The organism is Lichenicoccus roseus (genome assembly GCF_005844085.1).
GTDB classification, from domain to species: Bacteria; Pseudomonadota; Alphaproteobacteria; order Acetobacterales; family Acetobacteraceae; genus Lichenicoccus; species Lichenicoccus roseus.
Map to the genome: position 1 here is coordinate 134,322 of NZ_VCDI01000001.1, position 24,929 is coordinate 159,250.

A 24,929-nucleotide genomic window follows, 5' to 3' on the forward strand; every position below is an offset into this window, starting at 1 on the left:
ACGAGGGCGCGTGGCCGCCGCGTGCGATTGGTCTCAGGCTTGGGTCGATCCGCTTGTTCCGGCACCAGCACGCTCGTCTTGTTGCAGCCAAACGGTAGGGCAGAACCCCAGCCGCGCAAAGCACGCGATAGGGCCTCGAGCCGGGACGCGGCGACTTGACCCGGAACCTTCATCGACCCGACCGTCAGGAACCATCACCAGGACGACCGGCCTTGCGCAGACGCAGCTTCATCGCCTCCCTCCCCCTCGCGGCCTCCCCGCTCCTGCTGCCCGATCCTGCCGGCGCGGCTCCCGCAACCACCGATGGCCCCGGCCAGGGCAGCGCCCCGCACGGCCAGCCGGCAGCCGGGACGCTGCCCAAGTTCCAGCCTGAGGGCGCCGAACGCTTCGAGCGCCCGGACGTGCATGCGGGCGACCGGCCGTCCGGGGCCAGCTTCGCCTCGCGCTCGGCGGCGATGGGCCTGAACGGCGCCGCCGGCACCGCGCACCCCATCGCCACCCAGGCGGCGATCGCCATGCTGCGGCGCGGCGGCTCGGCGGTGGATGCGGCGGTGGCGGCCAATGCCTGCCTCGGCTTCCTCGAGCCGACCAGCGCCGGCCTCGGTGGCGACTGCTACGCGATGATCTGGGACCCGAAGCTGCAGCGCGTGGTCTCCCTGGCCGGCTCCGGCGCCTCGCCGCGCGGCCTCAGCCTGGAGACCGTCCGGCAGCGGGCGAGGAACGGCGTCATCCCCAAGCTGGGGGCGATCAGCGTATCGGTGCCGGGCGCGCTCGATGCCTGGTGGACGATGCACCAGCGCTATGGCCGGCTGCCATGGCGCACGCTGTTCGAGCCGGCGATCGAGCTTTGCGAGCAGGGCGCGCCGGTGCCGCAGATCATCGGCTACTACATCAAGCGCAACCTCAAGGCGTTCCTGCGTCCCGGCAGCGGCGTCGAGGAGACCGCGAATGCGATGCACACCTATGCGCCCGGCGGCCACATGCCGGACGAGGGCGACGTGCGGCGCAACCCGGATCTTGCCCGCACCTACCGGATGATCGCCGGCGGCGGCCGCGACGCCTATTACGACGGCCCGATCGCCGCCACCATCGAGCGCTATTTCCGTCGCATCGGCGGCTGGATGACGCGCGACGACCTCAGGCGGCACCACTCGGAATGGCTCGACCCGCTGGTCACTTCCTATCGCGGCACCGAGATCTACGGCATGGCGGCCAACACGCAGGGCCTGGCCACCTTGCAGATGCTGAACATCCTGGAGAATTTCGACCTGCGCGATGCGGGGTTCCAGTCGCCACTTTCCATCCACCTGCAGGCGGAGGCCAAGCGGCTCGCCTACGAGGATCGCGCGCGCTACTACGCCGACCCGCATTTCGCGAACATCCCTGTCTCCTGGCTGATCTCGAAGGACTACGCGGCGCAGCGCGCGAAGCTGATCCAGCCGGGCCGCATCCTGACGCCGGTGCATCCCGGCGAGGCGCCGAGCCACGGCGACACCACCTATTTCAGCACCGCCAGCGCCGACGGCCTGATGGTGTCGATGATCCAGTCGAACTTTCGCGGCATGGGATCGGGGCTGGTGGCCGACGGGCTCGGCTTCATGTTCCAGGATCGCGGCGAACTGTTCTCGCTGCAGGACGGCCACCCCAACCTGTATGCGCCGGGCAAGCGGCCGTTCCAGACCATCATTCCGGGTTTCGCCACCCGCGGCGGCCAGCCCTGGATGGCCTTCGGCGTCATGGGTGGCGACATGCAGCCGATGGGGCAGACGCAGATCGTGCTGAACCGCATCGATTACGGCCTCGACATCCAGGCCGCCGGCGATGCGCCCCGCTGGCATCACGAAGGTTCGTCGCAGAGCATGGGCGAGGACATCGCGGGGCTGCCACCGAACGGGCTGCTGCGCCTGGAGGCCGGGGTGCCCACCGCGACAAGGGCGGCGCTGGCCGCGATCGGCTGGACGATCGGCGCCTCGGACGGTGGCTTCGGCCGCTACGAGTGCATCGAGCACCGGATGGCCGGCCGCGACCGGGTCTATGCGGCGGCCTCCGAGATGCGCGCGGACGGGGTGGCGCTGGCCTATTGACCCGGCGCGGCACCCCGCTCGAAGTCCTGCTGGTCTTCCTCCGGCTCGGCCTCACCTCGTTCGGCGGCCCGGTCGCGCACCTGGGCTATTTCCGCTCCGAACTTGTCGAACGGCGAGGCTGGATCGGCGAGCCCGCCTATGCGGAGATCGTGGCGCTCTGCCAGTTCCTGCCCGGGCCTGCGTCGAGCCAGACCGGATTTGCGCTCGGGCTGCTGCGTGCCGGCCCGCTCGGCGCGCTTGCCGCCTGGGTCGGTTTCACCGTGCCCTCGGCGCTTTTCCTGCTGCTCTGCGCGGCGCCGAGCGTCCGGCTGGCCGGCACCGCCGCCGGCGCCGGCCTGTTGCACGGCCTGCGCCTCGCCGCGGTCTCGGTGGTGGCGCAGGCGGTCTGGAGCATGGCGCGCACCCTGTGCCCCGACCGGCCGCGCGCGGCGATCGCGCTGGCGGCGATGATCCTGGTCGCCATCGTCCCGGCTGGCGTCGGACAACTGGCGGCGATCGCCCTGGGGGCCGCTTGCGGCATCCTCGCCGACCGGAGCAACGTCGTACTTGAGGATGCGACCGCTCTGCCGAGCCCGGTCTCGCCACCTGCGGCCGGCTTCTGCCTCGCGCTGTTCACGGCATTGCTGGTGCTGCCCGCGGCGCTGCCCGGCATCAGCGAGGCGCATCCGGCGCTGGCGCTGGCCGCCGCATTCTATCGCGCCGGCGCCCTGGTGTTCGGCGGCGGCCATGTGGTGCTGCCGTTGCTCCACGACGCCGTCGTCGCGCCGGGTTGGGTGACGGAGGACCGCTTCCTCGCCGGCTACGGCCTGGCGCAGGCGGTGCCAGGCCCGCTGTTCAGCGTGGCGGCCTTCCTCGGCGCTGTCGCGCGACCTGGGCCGGGCGGCGCGGCCGGCGCTGCCATCGGCCTGGTCGCCATCTTCCTGCCGGGGCTGCTGCTGCTCGGAACGCTGCCGTTCTGGAGCTGGCTGCGCCAGCGCCGGGCCGCGCGCGCCGGACTGCGTGGCGCCAACGCCGCCGTGGTCGGGCTGCTCGCGATGGCTCTGTACGACCCGCTCTGGACCGGCACCGTGTTGCGCCCTGCCGACTTCATCGCAGCGCTCACCGGTTTCCTGCTGCTGGTCCTGTGGCGCTTCCCGCCACTGGCGGTGGTGACGCTTGGCGCGGTGGCTGGCGTCACGCTCGGGGTATTGCGGCCTTGAAGCAGCACGGTAGAGGCAGGACGGGGAAGCTTGTACGCTGTCCGCTCCTCTTCGAAGACCATCCGGAGCGGTTTCGCACCGCCTCCGTCATGGCGACTGGTAAAAAATCACGACGATCCGCGTGACGGCGCCGCCCGCTGATACGTCTCAGTGCCCGTCGCTCAGGGGCATTGACGTCTCGAACACGGGAGTGAAACCGGCTCCCGCGCCTGCATGGGGAATGAGGCCGCCGGTGATCGTCTCGGCCTGAGCCTGCTTCAGATAGACATCGGCATGCGGCCTGATCGTGAACGGTATCCTGGCCGCCAGGAAAGCCTGTTGCAGTCCACCGCTTCCGGTCAGGTCAGGCTTCCGATTGCCACAGGCGGTCATGGCGTCGGCGAGCGAGGCGTCCCGGTCATAATATTGGTGGTGCAGGCAGGGAACGTCACGGCTTGCCAAGCTGGCCACCAGAGGTGGTTCCGCGGAACAGCCGGCAACTGATACCAAGGCAAGGAAGGCAACGAGAACCCGCATGTTGGTTCTCCAGCGGCATGTCGTTATGAATCCCGAGGGTCACTCGATCACTCAAGAAGGTCTACGCCTGTGAACGGGACGCAACGTATCTTATCAACACCCGATGATTTGACGTCGAGATCGAGCTCGCCCCCCTAAACGGTTTCGATCTTTCCTGGCGAGTACCCGGATCCTCGAGAGTACTTCGCGCCTGATGCACCCGATGCGGTGGGCCGTGGTGCCCGGCGGTTGGCCAACATCGCGAAGGTTTCGATCCTGAAGCGGAAATGGCTGCATTCCCGCCGTGGACAGACGTTTCCGGCACTGCGGCGCCGGGTGCCCGGAGGATCATGGTGGCGTCGATCGCATCCACCATCTGCGCGCCAGAAGGAACTCGTATTCGTCGCTGCGGCCGCCCTTGAAGTGATCGGCGCCGACGATCGTTCGCAAACGCTCGAAGCCCAGTTTCGCAAGCAGCGCGATGGATGCGGAATTCCGTGTGTCGACGAAGGCATGCACCTCATCGACCGCGACCGCGCGAAACAGCTCGTCCAATGTCGCCCGCAGTGCCGCGGTTGCGAAACCCTGCCGCCAGCAGGCCGGAAAGACATGATAGCCGATATCGCCGATCCGCCCGCCGATCGTCGCCTGCGTGTAGCCGACGAGAGCGCCGCTCGCGCGGCTTCTGACGACCCAGTTCAGCCAGGTCTCGCCATCGTCAGCCAAGCTGCCGGTCGCCAGGCGCCCATAGCGTGATCTCAGGGCCGCCACGCTCGCCGGCGGGTCGGAGGCCAGGAAGCGGTATCCCGCCGGGTCGGCCAGCCCCTCGAACATCTCGGCCGCATGGTCGCGGCGAAGATGTTCCAGGTCGATGCTTGGAAGTTCCGTCATCAGTCGACAATAGATGGTGGCTCCGAGTGAGACTTCATCGCCAGGCTCGGCGATCGTTACGCGCTGCCGACCGCCGGCCAGTTCGCCTTCCTGCGGGATCCAGCCCCGTTACAGGCCGCGCTGCCGACTACCTGGACTGCGGCCGACGCCGGGCCTTCGACCGACGGACGCTCAGAACAGCCCGGCGCCCTGCAAGCCGCCGAACACGCCGAGTGCCGTGGTCAGGCCAGCGACCACCACCACCAGCCAGAAATACGGCCCGCGCAGCCGGTGCGCGTCCGGCAGCGCGCGCACCGCGAGCGCGATCAGGAAGCCGAGCACCAGCGGCAGCAGCAGCGCATTCATCACCTGGACGCCGACATTGAGCGACACCAGGTTGGGCCAGAACGCCACCAGCACCGCGCCGGCGACCACGCAGATCGCATACACGCCGTAGAACCAGCGCGCCTCCAGCGGCCGCAGCTCCAGAGACCGGCGATAGCCGGCCACCTCGCCCACGCCCCAGGCAAGCGCCAGCGAGGCGACGATCGCCGCCACCATGGCGGCTCCGAGCACGCCGAGGCTGAACACCAGCCGCCCGGCGGTGCCCCCCATGAACGGCGTCAGCGCCTGGCTCATCTCGCCGATGGTGTCGAGGCTGGCATTCGGCTGGTGCGGCGCGATGGTGGCGGCGCACGCGATCAGCACCGCCGCCATCACCAGCTGGGTGATCACCGCGCCGATCGCGGTGTCCCAGCGCGCGGCGGCATAATGCTCCGGGCGCAGCTTTTTATCGGCCACTGCGGACTGCTGGTAGAAGATCATCCACGGCATGATCACCGCGCCGATATTGGCGGCCGCAAGATAGACGTAGCCCTTGCTGGCGAACGGGATGTCGACCGCGCCGTGCAGCATGGCGCCGACATGCGGATGCGCCGCCCAGGCGACGTAGAAGAAGGCCAGCTCGAACAGCCCGATCGCGATCATCGCCCGCTCGACCCGCCGGTAGGATCCGGTGATCACCACCAGCAGCAGCGCCACCGCGGCCAGCGCCAGCGTGATGCCGCGTGGCACGCCGTACAGCTCGCCGATGCCGGCGACACCGGAGAACTCGGTCAGCAGCGCGCCGCCGGTGGCGACCGCCAGGCCGGCCGCCGACACGATCGCCCAGAACCGCCCGAACGTCTCGCGTATCAGCTCGCCATGGCCGCGGCCGGTGAAGATGCCGAGGCGCACGGTCAGCTCCTGCACCATGAACAGGATCGGCATCAGCACGAACTGCAGCAGCAGCAGCCGGTAGCCCCACTGCACGCCGCTCTGCCCGGCGGTGATGACGCTGCCGACATCGGTGTCGGCCAGCATGACCACCAGGCCGGGACCGAACACCGCGGCGGCCCGGCCCAGTCGCGTTTGCCTGCTCCGGACGAGATCGGTCGAAGATGCCACGAGCGGATTTCCTGCATCCCGGGTATCGGGGCGCGGCAGGAGAGGGGCCGGCGGCGCCGGTGTCAACGGTTGCGGCGCTACAGCAGGGACGCCGCTTCCGGCGTGTCCTCCATGACCTCGCGTGGCCCGGCCAGCAGCTCCTCCAGCACCAGGGCCGCAAGCGTACGGGTGACGGCACCCCCCGACGCAAGCGCCGCCTGGTCGAGCCGGCGCGCCGCCTCGCGCATCGCATCCGCCCGGCGCGGCAGCCGCAGCAGCAGCCAGTCCACCACCGGTTGCGCCACCGCGAGCTGCCGCTCGGCCAGCAGGCGCTGCAGCAGGATGCGCAGCAGACCCTCCTCGGGATGACGCAGGCCGACGGCCACCGTGGCCCGCAACCGGCTGGCGAGGTCGGGCAGCCGCATGTCCCAGCGCGACGGCGCCTCGCGGCCGGCCAGCAGGATCGGCAGCCGCTCCTCGCGGGCGGCGTTCAGCAGGTGCAGCAGGGCGCGCTCGTCGGTGGCGAGGTCGGCGTCGTCGAGGGCGATCCCGCCGGCATCCGGCAGCCGGGTCAGGCCGCGCAGCGCGGTGCCGGGCAGCAGCAGGGCGTCGTGGTCGTGTGCCCAGACCTGCAGCAGGTGCGTCTTGCCGCTGCCCGCCGCCCCCCACAGCGCCAGCCGGTGATCGGGCCAGTCCGCCTCGCGCCGACGCTCGAGCCAAGCCAGCGCGGCAGCATTCGAGGGGGCGGCGATGAAGTCGGCGCGGGCAAAGCGCGGCCGGTGCGCGAACGGCAGCGCCAGCTGGCGCAGCGACGCGGTTTCGGCGGTGTCGCCCGGATGATCGGCTGCAGCTGTCACTGTTTTACGAAGCGCCCCGCCTGCCCTAAAGGAACCCGCACTGCATCTACCTGAGGAACCACCGGCCAGCCATGGCGGCACTCCTCCCACCAAGGGCCGCGACACGCATGACCGAGCCAGCTGAAGGCACCTACCGCGCATCCGGGGTCGATATCGAGGCGGGCGAGCGCCTGGTCGAGGCGATCCGCCCGGCCGCCGGCGCCACCGACCGGCCCGGCACGATGGGCGGACTTGGCGGCTTCGGCGCGCTGTTCGACCTCAAGGCGGCCGGGTTCCGCGACCCGGTGCTGGTATCCTCCACCGACGGCGTCGGCACCAAGCTGATGGTTGCCATCGAGACCGGGCGGCACGACACGGTCGGCATCGACCTGGTCGCCATGTGCGTCAACGACCTTGTCGTGCAGGGCGCCGAACCGCTGTTCTTCCTCGACTATTTCGCCACCGGCAAGCTCGCCGTGGACGCGGCGGCGCGGGTGGTGCGCGGCATCGCCGAGGGCTGCCGGTTGTCCGGCTGCGCGCTGGTCGGCGGCGAGACGGCCGAGATGCCGGGCATGTACGGTCCCGGCCATTACGACCTCGCCGGCTTCTCGGTGGGTGCGGCCGAGCGCGGTGCCCTGCTGCCGAAGACCATCGCACCGGGCGACATCGTGCTCGGCCTGCCCAGCAGCGGCGTCCATTCGAACGGCTTCTCGCTGGTGCGCAGCATCGTGCGCGAGGCCGGCCTCGGCTGGGACGATCCGGCGCCGTTCGCCCCCGGGCTGTCGCTCGGCGAGGCGCTGATGGTGCCGACCCGCCTCTACGTGAAGCAGGTACTGGCGCTGCACCGCGCCGGCCTGCTGCGCGCCGCGGCGCACATCACCGGCGGCGGCCTGCCCGGCAACCTGCCGCGGGTGCTGCCGGCCGGCACGGTGGTCGCCATCGACGGCGACGCCTGGACGCCGCCGCCGGTATTCGGCTGGCTTGCTCGGGCCGGCAGCGTCGAGCCCGAGGAGATGCTGCGGGTGTTCAACTGCGGCATCGGCATGGCGCTGATCGTGTCCAACGTCTCCAGCGCCACCGCCCTGCTCGCCGAGATGGGCGAGGATGCCGTCGTGCTCGGACGCATCGAGGCCGGGACCGACGGCGCGCCGGCCACCCTGCGCTACGCCGGCATGCCCGCGTTCCTCGCGGCCTGACCGATGGCGCGCACACGCGTCGCGGTCCTGGTCAGCGGACGCGGCAGCAACCTGCATGCCCTGATGGCGGCCTGCGCGGCGCCGGACTATCCGGCCGAGATCGCCCTGGTGCTTAGCAACAATCCCGATGCCCCCGGCCTGGATGCGGCGCGCGACGCCGGCATCCCGGCGCAGGCGATCGACCACCGGCCGCACGGTCGCGATCGCGCCGCCCACGAGAGGCAGATCGACGGGGCACTGCGCGAGGCCGGCATTGCGTGCGTCTGCCTCGCCGGCTACATGCGCCTGCTCACCCCGTTGCTGACCGGCACCTGGACCGGGCGCATGCTGAACATCCACCCCAGCCTGCTGCCCGCGTTTCCTGGCCTGCATACCCATGAGCGCGCGCTTGCCACCGGGGTCAAGCTGCATGGCTGCACGGTGCATTTGGTCACCGAACGGGTCGATGACGGGCCGATCCTGGGCCAGGCGGCGGTCTGCGTGCATCCCGATGATACGCCGGACAGTCTGGCGGCTCGCGTGCTCGAACAGGAGCATCGCCTGTATCCGCTGGCCCTGCGCCGGCATCTGGAAGGCGCGCGAGCGGAACCGTTGCACGAAGGCGTGCTGCTCGCGGTCTGACCGGAAACCGGCCTAGACTATGATCCGGATCTTGCAGGAGGACCGACACGTCATGGCCGAGCACGCTGCATCCAGCGACCACGCGCCGCTGCCGACCACGGCGGAAGCCTTGATGGCGGATCGCCAGCTGTTCTGGGCGCGCTTCTGCCGGGCCGCGTTCTGGGCGGTGATGGTGGTGATCGCCATCGTCGTGCTGCTGGACTGGACGCTGGTCTGACGGGCCATGACGCCCCGGCGACCAAATCCCCTCAGCGTGGTTTGCAGTGGACAATTGCTCGATTGAGCATATGTATTGCTCAAAGGAGCATTCCAATGGCTGACACAGCCGCGTCGCTTTCCCGAGTCCTCGTCGCCCCGGCCCGGGTGGAGCCCGAGGCGAAGCTCTCCTACACGGCCCTCTATCGCGCCACCCCGCTGGAGCGGATCGACATCATCCGGCACGGCATCCCGGCCGCGGATGCCAAGCGCATGTTCGCGGATCTGACCCTCGCCCAGGGCGCCGGGATCCGCGCGCTCAACCTGTCGGAAGCCACCGTCAACAAGAAGGCAAAGGTCGGGGAGACGCTGTCACCCGACGAGAGCGAGCGGGTCGTCGGCTTCGCGAGGCTCGTCGGCCAGCTCGAGGCGATGGTCGAGGAGGCCGGGGATGCGGCCGGTTTCGATGCCCGGGCATGGATGGCGCGCTGGCTGTCGGAGCCGTTGCCGGCACTTGGCGGCAGGCGGCCGGTCGATCTCATGGACACCATGGAAGGCCAGGGCATCGTCTCGACGGCTCTGGCACAGGCGGAAAGTGGCGCCTACGCTTGAGCGTCACCGTCTGGCGGATCGCGACCGACACGCCGGACTACGAGGCTGACGATCTCTCCGGAGCCGGCGCCGAGCGGACCGGCGGACGCTGGAACGAGGCCGGTGCGCCGATGGTCTACACGTCGGAAACGCAGGCACTCGCCTGCCTCGAGACCATCGTCCACCTGAACACCGGCGGGTTGCCGCTCAACCGGTTCCTCGTATCCATCACCATCCCCGAGGCGATCTGGATGGCGGCGCGGGTGGAGACCTCGGCGAGCGTCCCGGCCGGGTGGGATGCGGAACCGGCAGGCCGCGCCAGCATCCGGTTCGGCACCATCTGGAGCCGGTCCAGGGCGTCGGCGCTGCTGCGGGTGCCGTCGATCATCGTGCCGGACGAGTGCAACGTCCTGATCAATCCGCTTCACCCGGATACCCCCGGCATCAGGGCCGTCAAGATGCGGCGATGGCTCTACGACCCGCGCCTGCAGCGGTTCTAGCCTCGGGCAGCGCCATCGCTGCGGCGGCGGCGAGCAGGTTGACCAGCAGCAGGTACCAGCCCGGCGCGATCACGCTGCCGGTGCTGTGGATCAGCCAGACGAAGGCGATCTGCGCGGTGCCGCCGAAGGCCGCGATCGCCACCGCGTAGATCATGCCGAACCGGGTCGCGCGCAGCGCCTGCGGCAGGTGCTGCACCATCAACACGATGCTGGCGACGAAGGCCGCGCCCTGCAGCACGGCGATCACCGCGCACAGGGCGATGAACATGGCGGTGCTGCCGCCGCTGGAGACCAGCCACAGCCCGGGCACCGCCAGCAGAGCGAGAGCCAGGCGCGGCCAGATCACCACCCGCCTGCTGCCGATCCGGTCCGACAGCACGCCGCCGCCCCAGGCCGCCACCGCCGCGCAGATCCCGATCACCACGGCCACCGACAGCGCGTTGCGGATCGGCAGGTGCAGCGCGGTCAGGGCGTAGCTGGTCGAGAAGTTGAGGAAATACTGGCTGACGGTGCCGCCCGCCATCATGACGAAACCGCAGAACAGCACCCGGCTCAGTGACGGATGCAATGCCGATCCAGCCTCCGGAGAGGCCGTCTGCTTCGGTGCATGCAGTCCGGAACGCAGCCAGAGCCCGACCGGCACGACCGCAGTGCCGAGCAGGAACGGCACCCGCCAGCCCCAATCGGACAACGCGCCCGGCCCGAGCAGCAGGTCCAGCAGCACGCCGAGCAGGCCGCACAACAACACCGCGGCCGCCTGGCTCACCCCCTGCCAGGCAACCAGCCGGCCCTGGCGTCCGGCACCGGCGGCATCGAGCAGGAAGACGGTGGCGGGTCCGGCCTCGCCGCCCCAGGCGATGCCCTGGATCAGGCGCGCCGCGACCAGGAGGATGGGAGCGGCCTTGCCGAGCGTGTCGTAGCCCGGCAGCAGGCCGATGATCAGGCTGCCGGCACCCATCAGCGCCAGCGACGCCAGCATGCCGGCGCGGTTGCCGCGGCGGTCGGCGAGTGCGCCGATCAGCAGCGCGCCGAGCGGGCGGGTGACGAAACCGACCCCGAAGGTCGACACCGACAGCAGCAGCGACAGCCCGGGATCGTGTGCCGGGAAGAAGGCCCGGCCGATCATCACCGCGAAGGTGCCGTAGGCGATGAAGTCGAACACCTCGAGGGTGTTGCCGACGACGGCCGCAAGAACCTGTCCCGGCGGCACCGCCGCCGGGTGGGTGGTTCGGCTCAGGGCAGGATCTCGGTCCCGGCGAAGAAGAAGGCGATCTCGGCGGCGGCATTCTCCGGGCTGTCCGAGCCATGCACGGAGTTGGCCTCGATGCTCTCGGCGAACTGCGCGCGCACCGTGTTCGGCTCGGCCTTCTTCGGGTCGGTGGCGCCCATCACCGAACGGTTCTTCAGGATGGCGCCCTCGCCTTCCAGCACCTGTACCACCACCGGGCCGGCCGTCATCGACGATACCAGGCTGGCATAGAACGGGCGCTCCTTATGCACCTCGTAGAAGGCGCCGGCCTGCAGGTCGGACAGGCGGATGCGCTTCTGGGCGACGATGCGCAGGCCGGCTTCCTCGAACAGGGCGTTGATGCGGCCGGTCAGGTTGCGCCGGGTGGCGTCCGGCTTGATGATGGAAAGGGTGCGCTCGGTCGCCATGTCCTGGTTCCTTGTGGAGGTGGTTGATCCCGGCCGGGCATCTAGAGCAAATCCGATCTCCTGACCACACGCGCTCCGTCCCGGGACACACGCTTGAGCCTGCTCGTCATCTCCGACCTGACCCTGCGCATCGCCGGGCGCACCCTGCTCGACAATGCCGATCTCACCGTCGAGCCGGGCCGCCGGGTCGGGCTGCTCGGTCGCAACGGCGCCGGCAAGTCCACCCTGCTGGCCGCGATCGCCGGCGACATCGCGCCCGACGGCGGCGAGATCCGGCTGTCGTCGCGTGCCCGCATGGCGCGCATCCGGCAGGAGGCACCGTCCGGCCCGGCCAACCTGCTGCAGACCGTGCTCGACGGCGACATCGAGCGTGCCGGCCTCCTTGCCGAAGCCGAGGTCGCGACCGATCCCGCCCGGCTCGCCGACGTCCACGAGCGCCTGCTCGCCATCGGCGCCGACAGCGCTCCGGCACGCGCCGCCACCATCCTTGCCGGCCTGGGTTTCGACGCCGAGGCGCAGACCCGGGCGGTGAGCGAGTTTTCCGGCGGCTGGCGCATGCGGGTGGCGCTGGCCACCGCGCTGTTCCTGCAGCCCGACCTGCTGCTGCTCGACGAGCCGACCAACCATCTCGACCTGGAGGCGACGATGTGGCTGGAGAACTGGCTCGCCCGCTTCGCCGGTGCGGCGCTGATCGTCAGCCACGATCGCAACCTGCTCGATCGAGCGGTGCACGCGATCGCGCATCTCGACCATGGCAAGCTGTCGCTCACCCCGGGCGGCTACGACGAGTTCGTGCGCATACGGACCGAGCAGGCGCTGCAGCAGAACCGCGCGGCCGAACGGATCGCCCAACGCCGCGCCCACATGCAGTCCTTCGTCGACCGCTTCCGGGCCAAGGCGACCAAGGCGCGGCAGGCGCAGGCCCGCATCAAGGCGCTGGAGAAGCTCGACCACATCGAGAGCGTGGTGGAGGACGCGCCGACCCGCTTCGCCTTCCCCGAGCCGGCCCAGCTGGCGCCGCCGATGCTGACCATGGAGCGCGTCGATGCCGGCTATGACGGGCGGGCGATCCTGCGTGGGCTCACCCTGCGCATGGACATGGAAGACCGCATCGCCCTGCTCGGCGCCAACGGCAACGGCAAGTCGACCTTCGCCAAGCTGGTCGCCGGCAGGCTGGCGCCGATGCGCGGCACCGTCGCTGCCGCCCGGCAGCTCCGTGTCGGCTACTTCGCGCAGCACCAGGCCGACGAGCTGCTGCCGGACGAGAGCCCGATTGCGCACATGGCCCGCGCGCTGCCGGACGCCACGCCGACCGTGCTGCGCAGCCAGCTGGCCCGTTTCGGGCTGGATGCCGACCGCGCCAATACCGCCTCGCGCGACCTCTCCGGCGGCGAGAAGGCACGGCTGCTGCTGGCGCTGGCCACCCGCGATGCGCCGCAGCTGCTGATCCTGGACGAGCCCACCAACCATCTCGACATCGACGCCCGCGAGGCGCTGGTGCGGGCGCTGGCTGAATTTCCCGGCGCGGTCCTGCTGATCAGCCACGACGCGCATCTGGTCGAGCTGGTCGCCGACCGGCTGTGGCTGGTCGGCGACGGCACCGTGCAGCCGTTCGAGGGCGACATGGCCGACTACCGCGCCTGGCTCGGCGAGCGCGCGCGCATCGCGAGCCGCACGGCAGAGGGACCCGGCGGGACGCAGGCCGCCGGCAGCCAGGCAGCAACGCAAGCCGGTCGTCAGCCGGGAGCTCCGCCAGCCGGCGAGAAGGCCGAACGGCGGGATCGCGCGGAGCAGCGGCGGGTGCTGGCGCCGGTCCGCAAGCGTGCCCAGGATGCCGAACGGCGGCTGGCGCAGCTTGCCGCCGAACGTTCCCTGCTCGAGGCCCGGCTCGCCGATCCGGCATCCTACGCTTCGGGCAGGTCCGCCGAAATAATCGCCATCAACACCAGGCTGTCCGTGATCGAGCGGGCGGCCGGGGACGCCGAGGAACAATGGCTGCTGGCGGAGCAGGAACTCGAGGCGGCCAACACGGAATGTTGAAATCCGGCCGAGATCGTTGCATTGTTGATCGTATCTGCCGGGGCGAACCGACTTTCCCATGATGCGCGTAATCGGTTGCATAGCCGGCCAGCACGATCCGCGGCTGCTGCTGCTGGCGGCCTGCATCTGCATGCTGGCCTGCTTCACGACGCTGACGCTGGCCTCCCGGGCCCAGCGTGCCCGCCCGGCGACCGCGGTCGTCTGGCTGGCCGCGGCGGCCGCCATCTTCGGCTGCGGCGTCTGGTCGCTGCATTTCATCGCCATGCTCGCCTGGCTGCCGGGTGCCGACAGCGTCTATCGCCTCGGGCTCACCCTGGCCTCGATCCTGGTCATCAGCTTCGGAACCCTGCTGGCACTGCTCTGCACGCGCCTCGACGTGCCGCGCGCGGTAACCTCCATGCTCGGCGGCAGCGTGCTCGCATTGAGCATCGCCGCCATGCACGAGGTCGGCGTCGCCGCGATGGAATTCCCCGGCGTGGTGACCGTGGATCGCCGGCAGCTTGCCGGGGCACTGCTCTGCGGCGTCGTGCTGGGTTGCATCGCCTTCGCCCGCGCCGGGCAGTTGCAGCAGTTGCGGCGACGGGTGGAAGTCACCGCCTGGCTCGGCGCCTGCGTCCTCGGCGTGCACTTCATCGGCATGTCGGCCCTTTCGGTGACGCTGGGACCCGTCACCCCGGCGCATCCCGGCCTGGGCTACGCCCTGCTGGCGATCGCGGTCGGCACCGCCAGCCTCGCCGTGCTGGCGGCGACCCTGGCGGCGGCGCTGATGGAACAGCACCTGCACAACCGCACCACGCTGGAGCTGAAGCGCCTGCGCCTGCTGGGCTCGATCTCGCGCGAGGGCATGATCATCCACCAGGACGGCCTCATCCTGGAGGTCAATGAAGCGGGAGCGGCACTGCTGGATACCTCCGAGGAGGCGATGCTGGGCCGCCGCTTCCTCGACCTGTTCTCCGCTGGCAGCCGGAGTGCCGCGGAAGCGCAGATGGGCCATGGCGGCGAGCCGCAGGTGCCGGCGAAGCTGGAGGTGCAGTTGCAGTCGGGCCGGCTGGTGCCGGTCGAGGTTGCGTGCCGCGCGATCGACTTCCTCGGCCGGCCGGCGACGGCGGTGGCGCTGGTCGACCAGTCCGAGCGTCGCCGGGATGCGGAGACCATCCGCCGGATGGCACAGCACGACGCGCTGACCGGCCTGCCGAACCGCTTGCTGCTGCAGGAGCGGCTCACCCAGATGCTGTCTGACTGCGACGCGCAGCAGGACCAGGTGGCGCTGCTGCATCTCGACCTGGACCGCTTCAAGGCCTGCAACGACCTGCTCGGCGACCAGGGCGCCGACCTGCTGCTGGCCGAGCTGTCCCGCCGCCTCGCCGGCGAGCTGCGCAACAGCGACATCCTGGCGCGCATCGGCGGCGACGAGTTCATCATCGCCTGCGCGCTGCGGCCGCAGGCCGGGCTGGGCGGCGAGGATGCCAGGCAGGCGGGCGCACTGGCGGGCCGGCTGCTGGAGAGCCTGGTCCGGCCGTTCGCGCATGACGGATTGACGATCACGCCGGGCGCCAGCATCGGCATCGCGCTGTATCCCGGCGATGCCTCCAGCCAGGCGACGCTGTTGCGGGCTGCAGGGACGGCGCTGCACCAGGCCAAGCAGGAGCGGCGCGGCTCGTTCCGCTTCTTCGAGCCGGCCATGGACCAGCTGCTGCTCGACCGCGTCGTGCTCGAGCACGAGCTGCGCGCAGCACTCGCCAACCACGAGCTGGAGCTGCACTACCAGCCCCTGGTCAGCTGCAGCAGCGGCGCGATTGAGGGCTACGAGGCGCTGATCCGCTGGCATCATCCGCGCCGCGGCATGGTGATGCCGATCGATTTCATCCCGCTGGCCGAGCAGACCGGGCTGATCGTGCCGATCGGCGAGTGGGCCATCCGTACCGCCTGCATCGAGGCCTCGAAATGGCCGGCGCGGCAGTCCATCGCGGTCAACGTGTCGCCGCTGCAGTTCCGCCAGTCGAACCTGCCGGAGATGGTGGCCGAAGCACTGCTCGAGTCTGGCCTGCCGGCGGACCGGCTCGAGATCGAGATCACCGAGGGCGTGCTGATCAGCGACACCAGCGACGCCATCCTGACCCTCTCGGCGCTGCGCGCGCAGGGCGTCCGGGTCTCGCTCGACGATTTCGGCACCGGCTATTCGAGCCTGAGCTACCTGTCCTCGTTCGCCGTCGACAAGATCAAGATCGACCGCTCCTTCGTGCGTCCGCTCGGCCAGAGCGAGGGCGCGGGACTGCTGGTGCGCACCATCATCGAGCTCGGCCATCATCTCGGCCTGACGGTGGTGGCCGAAGGCGTCGAGACGCCGCAGCAGCTCGCCATGATCCAGGGCAAGGGATGCGACCAGGTGCAGGGCTACCTGCTTGGACGCCCGGACCGCATGGAAGCCCGTCCGGCCGTGACAGGTGCCTCTCCACGAGGCAGAGCGGACCGCAAGCCGGAACTGGAGGCAACCCGCGTGGCCTGATTGCCCGCCACTTTACCATCGGCGATCAAAATCTATCCATGAGCAACGTATTGACGGGTTTCGCCCTGCGTCATTAACCTTCCTTCACCCCGTGTGATGAGACAACGATCCGGCCTCGTATCACGCGTGCGTGGTGGGCCCGGGGACCTCTCGATCCACTGGCGAACGTGAGGATGATTGATGTCGGCCTTGAAGCGTTATCTCACCACTTCGGTGGCGTCGGTGCTCGGCGGGGTGCTTGCCGCGACGGCCGCGGCCCCCGCAGCGTCCGCCGCGGACCCCACCATCGGCGTGCCGCTGGCACTCACCGTCTACCTGCCGATCAAGAACCTCGCGGGCGCCGAGGCCGCCGCCCGGGCCATGCAGACGCCCGGCAGCGCGACCTATCATAAATTTCTCAGCGTCAAGCAGTTCGTCGCAGCCTATGCGGACAGTGACGCGGAGATCGCCAAGGTCGAGGCGACGCTGCAGAATCTCGGCTTCACGATCCAGTACGTCTATGCGAACCACCTCGCCATCGAGGTCGGCAGCTCGGTCAACAACGTGGCCGCCACCTTCGGGGTGACCCTCAAGCAGTTCACCGTGGACGGCCGCACCGGCACCGCCTCGACCACCGCCCAGAAGATCCCGCAGGCGCTCTCCGGCATGATCAGCGGCATCGGCGGCCTGAACACCATCGCCCATCCGAAGGCGCGGCATGTCGCCGCTCCGGTACTCGCCGCCGCCCAGCCCTCTGCCGCCGCCGCCGCTTCGGCCGCTGCCGGCGCGACCCTGACCGGTGGCACGCCGGGCAACTACCTGCCGGCCGATTTCGAGAAGTTCTACGACGTGACCCCGATCAGCCAGCGCGGCATCAACGGGCGCGGCACCACCATCGGCATCGTGACCCTGAACGACTTCAACACCGCCGACGCCTACTCGTTCTGGAAACAGATCGGACTGAACGTCTCGCAATCGCGCATCACCAAGGTCAGCGTCGATGGCGGCGAGACCGCGAGCACCAACAACGCCGACGGCGAGGGCGAGACCGACCTCGATGTCGAGCAGAGCGGCGGCATCGCGCCGGGCGCCAGCGAGCGCGTCTATGTCTCGCCGAACATCAGCAACGCGAACTTCATCGACGGCTTCGAGGCCGCCGCCTCCGAGAACATCGCCGACACGGTGTCGTCGAGCTGGGGCCAGCCGGAACTCGACTTCTTCTACGACGCCGCCACCAACACGCCGGGCGAGACCTACCAGCTCGAGGTCTTCCACGAGGCGTTCCTGGAAATGGCGCTGCAGGGCCAGAGCGTGTTCATCGCAGCCGGTGATTCCGGCTCGTTCGACACCGTGCGCGGCTGCCCGGCCTACGGCACCCCGACCGCAGCCGCGCCGACCTGCAACGCGCCCTATGCGGTCGATCATCCGTCCAGCGATCCGCTGGTGACCGCCGCCGGCGGCACCACCCTGCCCTTCTCGCTGACCACCTCGGCGGGCGTGAAGCTGTCGGTGGCGGTGGAGCAGGCCTGGGGCTGGGACTACATCACCAACGAGGCGGCGGCGCAGGGCAAGGGTTCGGTCTATCCGGTGTCGGAGTTCTTCTCGACCGGCGGCGGCGGCGGCGTGAGTTCGTTCTGGGGCCTGCCCTGGTACCAGACCACCACCAAGGGCATCACCCGGACGGTGCCGAACCAGACCTACACCGAGAACAGCGGCTCGGGGAGCGTGCTGCAGGTCACGCTGCCGTCGAACTTCGCCGGCCGCAACATGCCCGACATCAGCACCAATGCCGACCCGGAATCCGGCTACCAGCTGATCGAGGAAGGTGCCGTGCAGAACTTCTACGGCGGCACCAGCTTCGTCGCGCCGCAGCTCAACGGCGTGAACGCGCTGTTCGTGCAGGCGCTCGGCGGCCGCACCGGTCAGCTCAGCCCGGCGATCTACCAGCTCTCCAACCTGACCTCGAACGAGGTCAACGCGGGCGACAACTGGGGCTACAAGGCGGCCAACGGCTTCGACAACGCCTCGGGCATCGGCAAGCTGGACGCCACCAAGCTGCTGCTCGGCCTGGAAGCGCTCAAATACTACTGATCACCTCCAACCGGCCGGCATCCCGCCAGGGGCGCCGGCCACTTGGTCAAGCACGCAAAGCCGGATATTGACCCTGTCGCAACTGCCCAGACTGGTCATTCCGCTTATGATGCGACCCGGATACCGCCCGAACGCTCTGCGATACGGCATGCTCGCCGCGCTCCTGGTCGCATCGCCATGGGCTTCCGCCGCCCATGCCGAGGAAGGCATGTGGACGATGGACAACCTGCCGGTGAAGCAGATGCAGGCGCAGTACGGTTTCACGCCGTCGGCCGACTGGATCAAGCGGGTGACGCAGTCCTCGGCCCGCCTGGCACTCGGCTGCTCGGCGTCGTTCGTGTCCGGCGACGGGCTGGTGATGACCAACCATCACTGCGCCAACGAGTGCCTTTCGGAACTCTCCGGCGCCAGCCACAACTACATGCAGGACGGCTACACCTCGGCAGCCCAGGCACGCGAGCCGAAATGCCCGGCGATGGAGCTCGACCGGCTCGACACCATCAGCGACGTCACGCCGCGGATGAACGCGGCGCTCGCCGGCAAGCATGGCGCCGACTACACCCGCGCGCAGCAGGCCGCTGAAAGCTCGATCGAGAAATCCTGCGTCGGCGGCGATGCCACCCTTTGGCGTTGCGACGTGGTCACGCTCTACCATGGTGGCCGCACCGCGCTGTACCGCTACCGCCGCTACCAGGACGTGCGGCTGGTGTTCGCACCGGACCAGAACGCGGCCTTCTTCGGCGGCGATCCGGACAACTTCAATTTCCCGCGCTACGACCTCGACGTGACGTTCCTGCGTGCGTACGACAACGGCCATCCGGCGCACACGCAGTTCTTCCCGTTCGACCCCGCCGGCCCGAAGGATGGACAGCTGGTGTTCACCTCCGGCAATCCGGGCTCGACCTCGCGCGAGGAACCGGTGGCCCAGCTGCAGCTGCTGCGTGATCTCGAGCTGCCTTCGACCTATGGCTATCTTTCGACCCTGGACGGCATTCTCTGGGAATACGGCCGCACCGGCGCCAGCGCCGCGCAGGACGCCCAGGACGAGGTGTTCGGCGTCGAGAACAGCCTCAAGGTCTACACCGGCTGGCTGCAGACACTGGCCGACCCGTCGATGCTGGCCGCCAAGCAGAAGGCCGAGGACAGCCTGCGCCAGTGGATCGATGCCGATCCGCAGCGCAAGAACCAGTACGGGGATCCGTGGGCGACGCTCGCACCGTCGCTGGTGGCCGAGCGCCGGCTGTTCGTTCCGTACGTAATGCTGGAAGGCACCCGGGCGCCGCGCGGCTTTGCCGGCGACCTGTTCGGCTATGCCAAGATGCTGGTGCGCGGCGCCGCCGAGCGAGCCAAGCCGGACGCCGACCGCCTCAGCGAGTACCACGACGCCAAGCTGCCGGCGATCGAGGCGCAGCTCGGCTCCAGCGCGCCGGTGCATCCGAACCTGGAGCGCACCCTGCTCGCCTTCTCGCTGACGCGGCTGCGGCAGTCGCTCGGCGCCGACGATGCGGCGGTGAAGACGATCCTGGGCAAGCAGTCGCCCGAGGAGATGTCGACGCATCTGGTCAACTTCACCAACCTCGGCGACGCCAAGGTGCGCATGCAGCTCTGGCACGGCGGCCAGGCGGCGATCGACAAGTCGACCGACCCGATGATCGTGCTGGCGCGCACGGTGGAGCCGCTCGCCCGCAGCCTGCGCGACCAGTGGGACAACCAGGTCAAGGCGCCGCAGCGCGAGGCCAGCGAGGCGCTCGCCCGGGCCCGCTTCGCCCGCGCCGGCACCAGCGTCTATCCGGACGCCACCTTCACCCAGCGTCTGTCCTACGGCACCGTGAAGGGCTGGGACGAGAACGGCCACCAGGTGCCGGCCTTCACCAGGTTCTCCGGGCTGTACGACCGTGCCACCGGCAGCGACCCGTTCAAGCTCACCAAGCCCTGGCTGGCTGCGAAGTCGAAGCTCGACCTGGATACGCCGTTCGACTTCGCCTCCACCAACGACATCATCGGCGGCAACTCGGGCAGCCCGGTGATCGATGCGAAGGGACATGCGGTCGGGCTGATCTTCGACGGCAACATCCACTCGCTCGGCGGCGACTTCACCTATGATGGCAGCCAGAACCGCGCGGTCTCGGTCGACACCACCGCCCTGCTCGCGGCGCTGAAGACCGTCTACCGCAACCAGGCGCTGGCGGACGAGCTGGTAAGCGGCCATCTCGGTGGTCACGCAGGGGCGGCCGGCAAGTCCTGAGGCTTCCGCCCGAGGCCGGTCGGGAGCACAGTATGCCTGCCTGTCCCCGGCCGCCCGGCCGGAGACAGGCGGGGAGACAAGCGACTTGAGCGACCGGCCAGAAACGCAGGTCAACGGACTGCAGCCCGCCGTGCGGCTCCGCCGTGCGAAGGCCGCGCCCAGGACGCTGGAGCGGCTGCACACCGCGATCGCGCGCGACCTCGGGGTGGCGATCGCCGCCGGCGTGCTCTCGCCCGGGGACACCCTGTCCGGCGAGGTCGCCTCCAGCGCGCAACTCGCGGTCTCGCGCACCGCCTATCGCGAGGCGGTGCGTATCCTGGCCGCCAAGGGCCTGGTGGAGAGCCGGACCCGCACCGGAACCAGGGTGAGCGCCCGCCATCGCTGGCACATCCTGGACCCGGAGGTGCTCGGCTGGTTCCTGCAGACGCACCCCAGCGAGGCGTTCGTGCGCGACCTGTTCGAGGTCCGCATGATGGTCGAGCCGGCGGCGGCTGCATTTGCCGCCGAGCGCGCCTCGCCGCATGACCTGCGCACGATGGCGGCAGCACTCGACGAGATGGACCGGCTGAAGCTGTCCACCGAGGCCGGACGCGCCGCCGACCGCGCCTTCCACCACGCCATCCTGGCGGCGACCCGTAACGAGGCGATCATGGCGCTGTCGAGCAGTGTCGGAGCCGCGATCCGCTGGACCACCCTGTTCAAGCATCGCACGCAGACGGCGCCGCGCGATCCGATCGTCGAGCACCGGCTGGTGCTGGACGCGATCGCGGCGCGCGATCCGGAAGCAGCGCGGACCAGCATGACCGCGCTGGTCCGCTACGCCCTCGCCGACATGCAGGCGTCGCTGGCCGCCGGCGCCGGCAACGGCGCGCCGGTTGCCGACGCAGCGGGAGTGGGCCATAAGCGCACTGATTTCATTTTGTCGGACAAATGATGCAGGATGCCGGCCTGATCGCGCTCGACTGGGGCACCAGCTCCTTGCGTGCCTGGTTGCTGGACGACGACGGCACGGTGCGCGCCGCGCGCTCCGAAGGCTGGGGCATCATGCACCTGCCCGAAGGCGGCTATCCGACCGCCTACGCCGCCATCACCGAGGGCTGGCACGACCGCGCTCGCCCGGCGATCGCCTGCGGCATGGTCGGCAGCCGGCAGGGCTGGGTGGAGGCGCCCTACCTGCCGACGCCGGCGGGCCTTGCGGAACTGGCCGGCAGCCTGGTCCAGGTGGAGACCGGGCTCGGCACGCTGCGGCTGGTGCCGGGGCTGCTGGAAGCCGGCGATCCCGCCTTCCCCGACGTCATGCGCGGCGAGGAGACCCAGGCGGTGGGCGCGATGCGGCGACTGGGTGGCGACGCGATACTGGTGCTGCCCGGCACGCACTCGAAATGGGCGCGCCTGGCGGGTCACCGGCTCACCGGTTTCGAGACGCTGATGACGGGCGAGGTGTATGCCCTGCTCTCGAAGCACTCGATCCTGGGCCGTGGAGTGGCGGATGCGCCCGAGGGAAGTGCCGAGCTGCGTGACGCGGCGTTCGCACGCGGCGTGCTGGCGGCGCAGGATCGTGGCGCCCTTGCCCGGCTGTTCTCGAGCCGGGCCCTGATGCTGACCGGCGCGATCGAGCCCAGCGCCGTGCTGGACTACCTGTCCGGCCTGCTGATCGGCGAGGAGTTGCGGCTCGCATCGCCGATCCTGCAGGCTGGCGATCCTCGTGTGGCGCTCACCGGCGACGGCCGGCTGTGCGCGCGCTACGAGCGCGCCTTCGAGATTGCCGGATACGCCGCCCCGGAGCGGGTCGACAACAGCGCCCTGCAGGGGCTGGTCGATATCGCCGGCGCCGCCGGGTTGATCGTTCCCACGCAACTCCAGCCATCCGGAGCCTGACATGCTCAGACAGATGATCGGGCGGATGCCCTTCACCGCCATCCTGCGCGGCCTCACCCCCGAGGAAGCGCTGGCGGTCGGCGACGCCCTGGTCGAGGCCGGCATGACAATGCTGGAGGTGCCGCTCAACTCGCCGCGCCCGATGGAGAGCATCCGCCTGCTGGCGCAGCGCCATGGCGAGACCTGCCTGATCGGCGCCGGCACCGTCATGACGCCCTCGCAGGTGGCGGAGATCGGTGCCGCCGGCGGCCGGCTGATCGTCATGCCGCACGGCGATGCCGAGGTGATACGCGCGGCCAAGGCGGCCGGCATGGTGTGCATGCCCGGGATCGCGACCCCCACCGAGGGCTTCGCGGCGCTGAAGGCGGGCGCCGATGCGCTGAAGCTGTTTCCGGCCGAGCTGGTCGGGCCGAGCGTGCTGCGGGCCATGCGCGCGGTGTTCCCGAAGGACACCATCTTCCTGCCGGTCGGCGGCGTGACCCCGGAGAATGTCGGCGATTTCGTGCGTGCCGGCGCCGATGGCTTCGGGCTCGGCTCGGGCCTGTATGCGCCCGGTCGCAGCGCAGCCGACGTCCGCCGCCGGGCGGATGCGTATGTCGCGGCCTGGCGCGCGGTGAACGGCGGAGTGCTCGGGCAATGAGGCAGGTTCGCGACACCACCCGCGCGCTCAGCGTCGGGATCGTCGGCTTCGGGCAGATCGCCCGCGTGCAGCATGTCCCGGCGCTCGCCGCCACGCCGGGGCTGCGGCTTGCCGCCATCGCCAATCCGGTGCCGCTGCAGGGCGCGCCGGACGTGCCGGTGTATGCGTCGCTGGCGGAGATGCTTCAGCACGAACCCGAACTCGATGCGGTGGCGCTGTGCACGCCGCCGCAGATCCGGTACGGCCTCGCCCGCCAGGCGCTCGATGCCGGCCGCCATGTGCTGCTGGAAAAACCCCCCGCCGCCACGCCGGCCGAGATCGCCGATCTCGCGGCCCACGCCGACAGGCTCGGCCTGACCCTGTTCACCGCCTGGCACTCGCTGTTCAGCGCGGCGGTCGACCAGGCGCGCGAGATCCTGGCCGCCCGCGGCGTTTCGGGCATGCGCCTGGAGTGGAAGGAGGATCACCATAAGTGGCATCCGGGAGTCGACTGGTTCTGGCAGCCCGGCGGCATGGGCGCGTTCGACTCCGCCATCAACGCCTATTCGATCCTGGTCGCGGTGATGCCCGAGCCGGTCTTCGTGCGCTCGGCCCGCATGGTGATCCCGGACGGCGCGCACACGCCGATGTCGGCGCAGGTGGAGTACGCGACACCCTCCACCCTGAACGGCGGCGGCACCGGCTTCACCTCGGACCACGCCTGGGACCAGCTCACCGGCGAGACGTGGACCATCGACTGGACCCTGCGCGACGGTGCCCACCTCGTCCTGGAGCGTGGCGGCGCGCGGCTGCTGCTCGATGGCGAACTGCTGGTCGAGGCGCAGGACGAGGAATATCCCCGCCTCTACGCCCGCTTCGACACCCTGCTGCGCAGCGGCCGCTCGGATGTCGAGATCCGGCCGCTGCAACTGGTGGCCGACGCCTTCATGCTCGCCTCGCGCGTGCCGGGCGCCGCGGTCCGGTCATGAGCGACAGCCTCGGCGCGCCGGTCGAGGTCGCACTCGAGGCGCACGACCTGCTGGGCGAGTCGCCGTTCTGGGACGCGGCCGACCAGGCGCTGGTCTGGGTCGACATCTATGGCCGCCGCATACACCGGCTGCATCCCGCCACCGGTGCCGTGCGCAGCCTCGCGATGCCGGACCGGGTCGCCACCGCGATCCCGCGCGCACGTGGCGGAATGCTGGTGGCGCTGTCGCGCAGCCTGCACATGCTCGACGAAGCCGGTGGCCTCGGCGCGCCGTTCTTCACGCTGGACGCAGGCGAGACCGGCATACGCTTCAACGACGCCCGCACCGACCGGCACGGACGGCTGTGGATCGGCACCATGAACGAGGATGGCGACGCACCGACCGGCGCGTTGTACCGGATCGACGCCGATCTCTCCGTAAGCAGCGTCGAGCATGGCATCGCGATCTCGAACGGCATCGGCTTCAGCCCCGATGGCACGCGGTTCTACTTCGCCGACACCCCCGAGCGCATCATCCGCGCCTACGATCTGGATGACGCCGATGGCCGCATCGCCAACCGGCATGACCTGATCACGATCGATGGCGACAGCGCCTATCCGGATGGCAGTACGGTCGATGCCGACGGCTTCATCTGGAACGCGCAGTGGGAGGGCAGCCGGGTGGTGCGTTACAGTCCCGACGGGCATATCGACCGGGTGATCGAGCTGCCGGTGAGCCGTCCGACCTGCTGCGTGTTCGGCGGCGAGGCCCTCGGGACCTTGTATGTCACCAGCGCCTGCATGGAACTTTCCGGAGCCACGCTGCGCGCGCAGCCCCTCGCCGGTTCGCTGTTCAGGATCGAGACCGGCACCACCGGGATCGCCTGCAGCCGGTTCGCCGGTTGAACGGCGCCTCACCAAGCGCAATCCGGAAAA

The 24,929-nt window shown here is 70.0% G+C and carries 22 protein-coding genes; 16 read left to right on the plus strand and 6 right to left on the minus strand.

Annotated features, from left to right (window positions below; translation table 11 throughout):
• Positions 1-212 precede the first annotated feature (212 nt).
• The gene (locus FE263_RS00560; RefSeq protein WP_138324017.1) at positions 213-2,084 is read left to right on the plus strand and encodes a gamma-glutamyltransferase family protein; all 1,872 of its coding nucleotides are present in this window, start codon (positions 213-215) and stop codon (positions 2,082-2,084) included.
• Positions 2,081-3,283 carry a chromate efflux transporter gene (gene chrA, locus FE263_RS00565; RefSeq protein ID WP_138324018.1) on the plus strand — a complete coding sequence of 401 codons (1,203 nt, stop codon included), beginning with the start codon at positions 2,081-2,083 and terminating at the stop codon, positions 3,281-3,283. The genes FE263_RS00560 and chrA overlap by 4 nt, the downstream gene beginning before the upstream one ends.
• Before the next feature lie 147 nt (positions 3,284-3,430).
• On the opposite strand, the gene FE263_RS00570 is transcribed toward chrA, so the two are convergent.
• The 4 genes from FE263_RS00570 to FE263_RS00585 all read right to left on the minus strand — a co-directional run bounded on the left by FE263_RS00570 (position 3,431) and on the right by FE263_RS00585 (position 6,930).
• Positions 3,431-3,799 (minus strand): hypothetical protein, encoded by a 369-nt coding sequence (locus tag FE263_RS00570; protein ID WP_138324019.1) that lies wholly within the window; start codon positions 3,797-3,799, stop codon positions 3,431-3,433.
• Positions 3,800-4,126: 327 nt separating this feature from the next.
• The gene (locus tag FE263_RS00575) at positions 4,127-4,669 is read right to left on the minus strand and encodes a GNAT family N-acetyltransferase (RefSeq protein WP_138324020.1); all 543 of its coding nucleotides are present in this window, start codon (positions 4,667-4,669) and stop codon (positions 4,127-4,129) included.
• 171 nt (positions 4,670-4,840) lie between these two features.
• Entirely contained in the window at positions 4,841-6,094 is a 1,254-nt protein-coding gene (locus tag FE263_RS00580) for an NRAMP family divalent metal transporter (protein WP_240758918.1), read from the minus strand.
• Between the two features lie 77 nt (positions 6,095-6,171).
• Positions 6,172-6,930, minus strand: coding sequence for a P-loop NTPase family protein (locus FE263_RS00585; protein ID WP_138324021.1), 759 nt, complete (start codon positions 6,928-6,930; stop codon positions 6,172-6,174).
• A 107-nt stretch (positions 6,931-7,037) separates the two neighbouring features.
• Here FE263_RS00585 and purM point away from each other — a divergent pair, with 107 nt between their 5' ends.
• The 5 genes from purM to FE263_RS00600 all read left to right on the plus strand — a co-directional run bounded on the left by purM (position 7,038) and on the right by FE263_RS00600 (position 10,012).
• Positions 7,038-8,105 (plus strand): phosphoribosylformylglycinamidine cyclo-ligase, encoded by a 1,068-nt coding sequence (gene purM, locus FE263_RS00590; RefSeq protein ID WP_240758919.1) that lies wholly within the window; start codon positions 7,038-7,040, stop codon positions 8,103-8,105.
• Positions 8,106-8,108: 3 nt separating this feature from the next.
• On the plus strand, positions 8,109-8,726 hold the full coding sequence (purN, locus tag FE263_RS00595) for a phosphoribosylglycinamide formyltransferase (protein ID WP_138324023.1): 618 nt from the start codon (positions 8,109-8,111) through the stop codon (positions 8,724-8,726).
• 52 nt (positions 8,727-8,778) lie between these two features.
• The gene (locus tag FE263_RS21955; RefSeq protein WP_171033864.1) at positions 8,779-8,943 is read left to right on the plus strand and encodes a hypothetical protein; all 165 of its coding nucleotides are present in this window, start codon (positions 8,779-8,781) and stop codon (positions 8,941-8,943) included.
• 95 nt (positions 8,944-9,038) lie between these two features.
• Positions 9,039-9,533 carry an antitoxin Xre/MbcA/ParS toxin-binding domain-containing protein gene (locus tag FE263_RS21960; RefSeq protein WP_171033865.1) on the plus strand — a complete coding sequence of 165 codons (495 nt, stop codon included), beginning with the start codon at positions 9,039-9,041 and terminating at the stop codon, positions 9,531-9,533.
• The gene (locus FE263_RS00600) at positions 9,530-10,012 is read left to right on the plus strand and encodes an RES family NAD+ phosphorylase (RefSeq protein ID WP_171033866.1); all 483 of its coding nucleotides are present in this window, start codon (positions 9,530-9,532) and stop codon (positions 10,010-10,012) included. The genes FE263_RS21960 and FE263_RS00600 overlap by 4 nt, the downstream gene beginning before the upstream one ends.
• Here FE263_RS00600 and FE263_RS00605 read toward each other — a convergent pair.
• Together FE263_RS00605 and ndk are read right to left on the minus strand one after the other, a co-directional pair.
• A complete protein-coding gene (locus FE263_RS00605; protein WP_171033867.1) occupies positions 9,966-11,222 on the minus strand; it encodes an MFS transporter in 1,257 nt (418 codons plus the stop codon). The genes FE263_RS00600 and FE263_RS00605 overlap by 47 nt on opposite strands.
• Before the next feature lie 23 nt (positions 11,223-11,245).
• Positions 11,246-11,668 carry a nucleoside-diphosphate kinase gene (gene ndk, locus FE263_RS00610; RefSeq protein ID WP_138324026.1) on the minus strand — a complete coding sequence of 141 codons (423 nt, stop codon included), beginning with the start codon at positions 11,666-11,668 and terminating at the stop codon, positions 11,246-11,248.
• Between the two features lie 93 nt (positions 11,669-11,761).
• Here ndk and FE263_RS00615 point away from each other — a divergent pair, with 93 nt between their 5' ends.
• The 9 genes from FE263_RS00615 to FE263_RS00655 all read left to right on the plus strand — a co-directional run bounded on the left by FE263_RS00615 (position 11,762) and on the right by FE263_RS00655 (position 24,899).
• The gene (locus tag FE263_RS00615; protein WP_138324027.1) at positions 11,762-13,708 is read left to right on the plus strand and encodes an ABC-F family ATP-binding cassette domain-containing protein; all 1,947 of its coding nucleotides are present in this window, start codon (positions 11,762-11,764) and stop codon (positions 13,706-13,708) included.
• A 58-nt stretch (positions 13,709-13,766) separates the two neighbouring features.
• The gene (locus FE263_RS00620; protein WP_138324028.1) at positions 13,767-16,214 is read left to right on the plus strand and encodes an EAL domain-containing protein; all 2,448 of its coding nucleotides are present in this window, start codon (positions 13,767-13,769) and stop codon (positions 16,212-16,214) included.
• Positions 16,215-16,394: 180 nt separating this feature from the next.
• A complete protein-coding gene (locus FE263_RS00625) occupies positions 16,395-18,284 on the plus strand; it encodes a S53 family peptidase (RefSeq protein ID WP_138324029.1) in 1,890 nt (629 codons plus the stop codon).
• Between the two features lie 148 nt (positions 18,285-18,432).
• Positions 18,433-20,529 (plus strand): S46 family peptidase, encoded by a 2,097-nt coding sequence (locus FE263_RS00630; protein ID WP_240758920.1) that lies wholly within the window; start codon positions 18,433-18,435, stop codon positions 20,527-20,529.
• Between the two features lie 85 nt (positions 20,530-20,614).
• Positions 20,615-21,463 carry a FadR/GntR family transcriptional regulator gene (locus tag FE263_RS00635; protein WP_240758921.1) on the plus strand — a complete coding sequence of 283 codons (849 nt, stop codon included), beginning with the start codon at positions 20,615-20,617 and terminating at the stop codon, positions 21,461-21,463.
• Positions 21,463-22,407: a 2-dehydro-3-deoxygalactonokinase gene (locus tag FE263_RS00640; protein WP_205880225.1), complete on the plus strand. Its 945-nt coding sequence runs from the start codon at positions 21,463-21,465 to the stop codon at positions 22,405-22,407. Before FE263_RS00635 ends, FE263_RS00640 begins: the two co-directional genes overlap by 1 nt.
• 1 nt (position 22,408) lies before the next feature.
• A complete protein-coding gene (locus FE263_RS00645; RefSeq protein ID WP_138324031.1) occupies positions 22,409-23,047 on the plus strand; it encodes a 2-dehydro-3-deoxy-6-phosphogalactonate aldolase in 639 nt (212 codons plus the stop codon).
• On the plus strand, positions 23,044-24,015 hold the full coding sequence (locus tag FE263_RS00650) for a Gfo/Idh/MocA family protein (RefSeq protein WP_138324032.1): 972 nt from the start codon (positions 23,044-23,046) through the stop codon (positions 24,013-24,015). Before FE263_RS00645 ends, FE263_RS00650 begins: the two co-directional genes overlap by 4 nt.
• Positions 24,012-24,899: an SMP-30/gluconolactonase/LRE family protein gene (locus FE263_RS00655; protein ID WP_138324033.1), complete on the plus strand. Its 888-nt coding sequence runs from the start codon at positions 24,012-24,014 to the stop codon at positions 24,897-24,899. The genes FE263_RS00650 and FE263_RS00655 overlap by 4 nt, the downstream gene beginning before the upstream one ends.
• Positions 24,900-24,929: the final 30 nt, after the last annotated feature.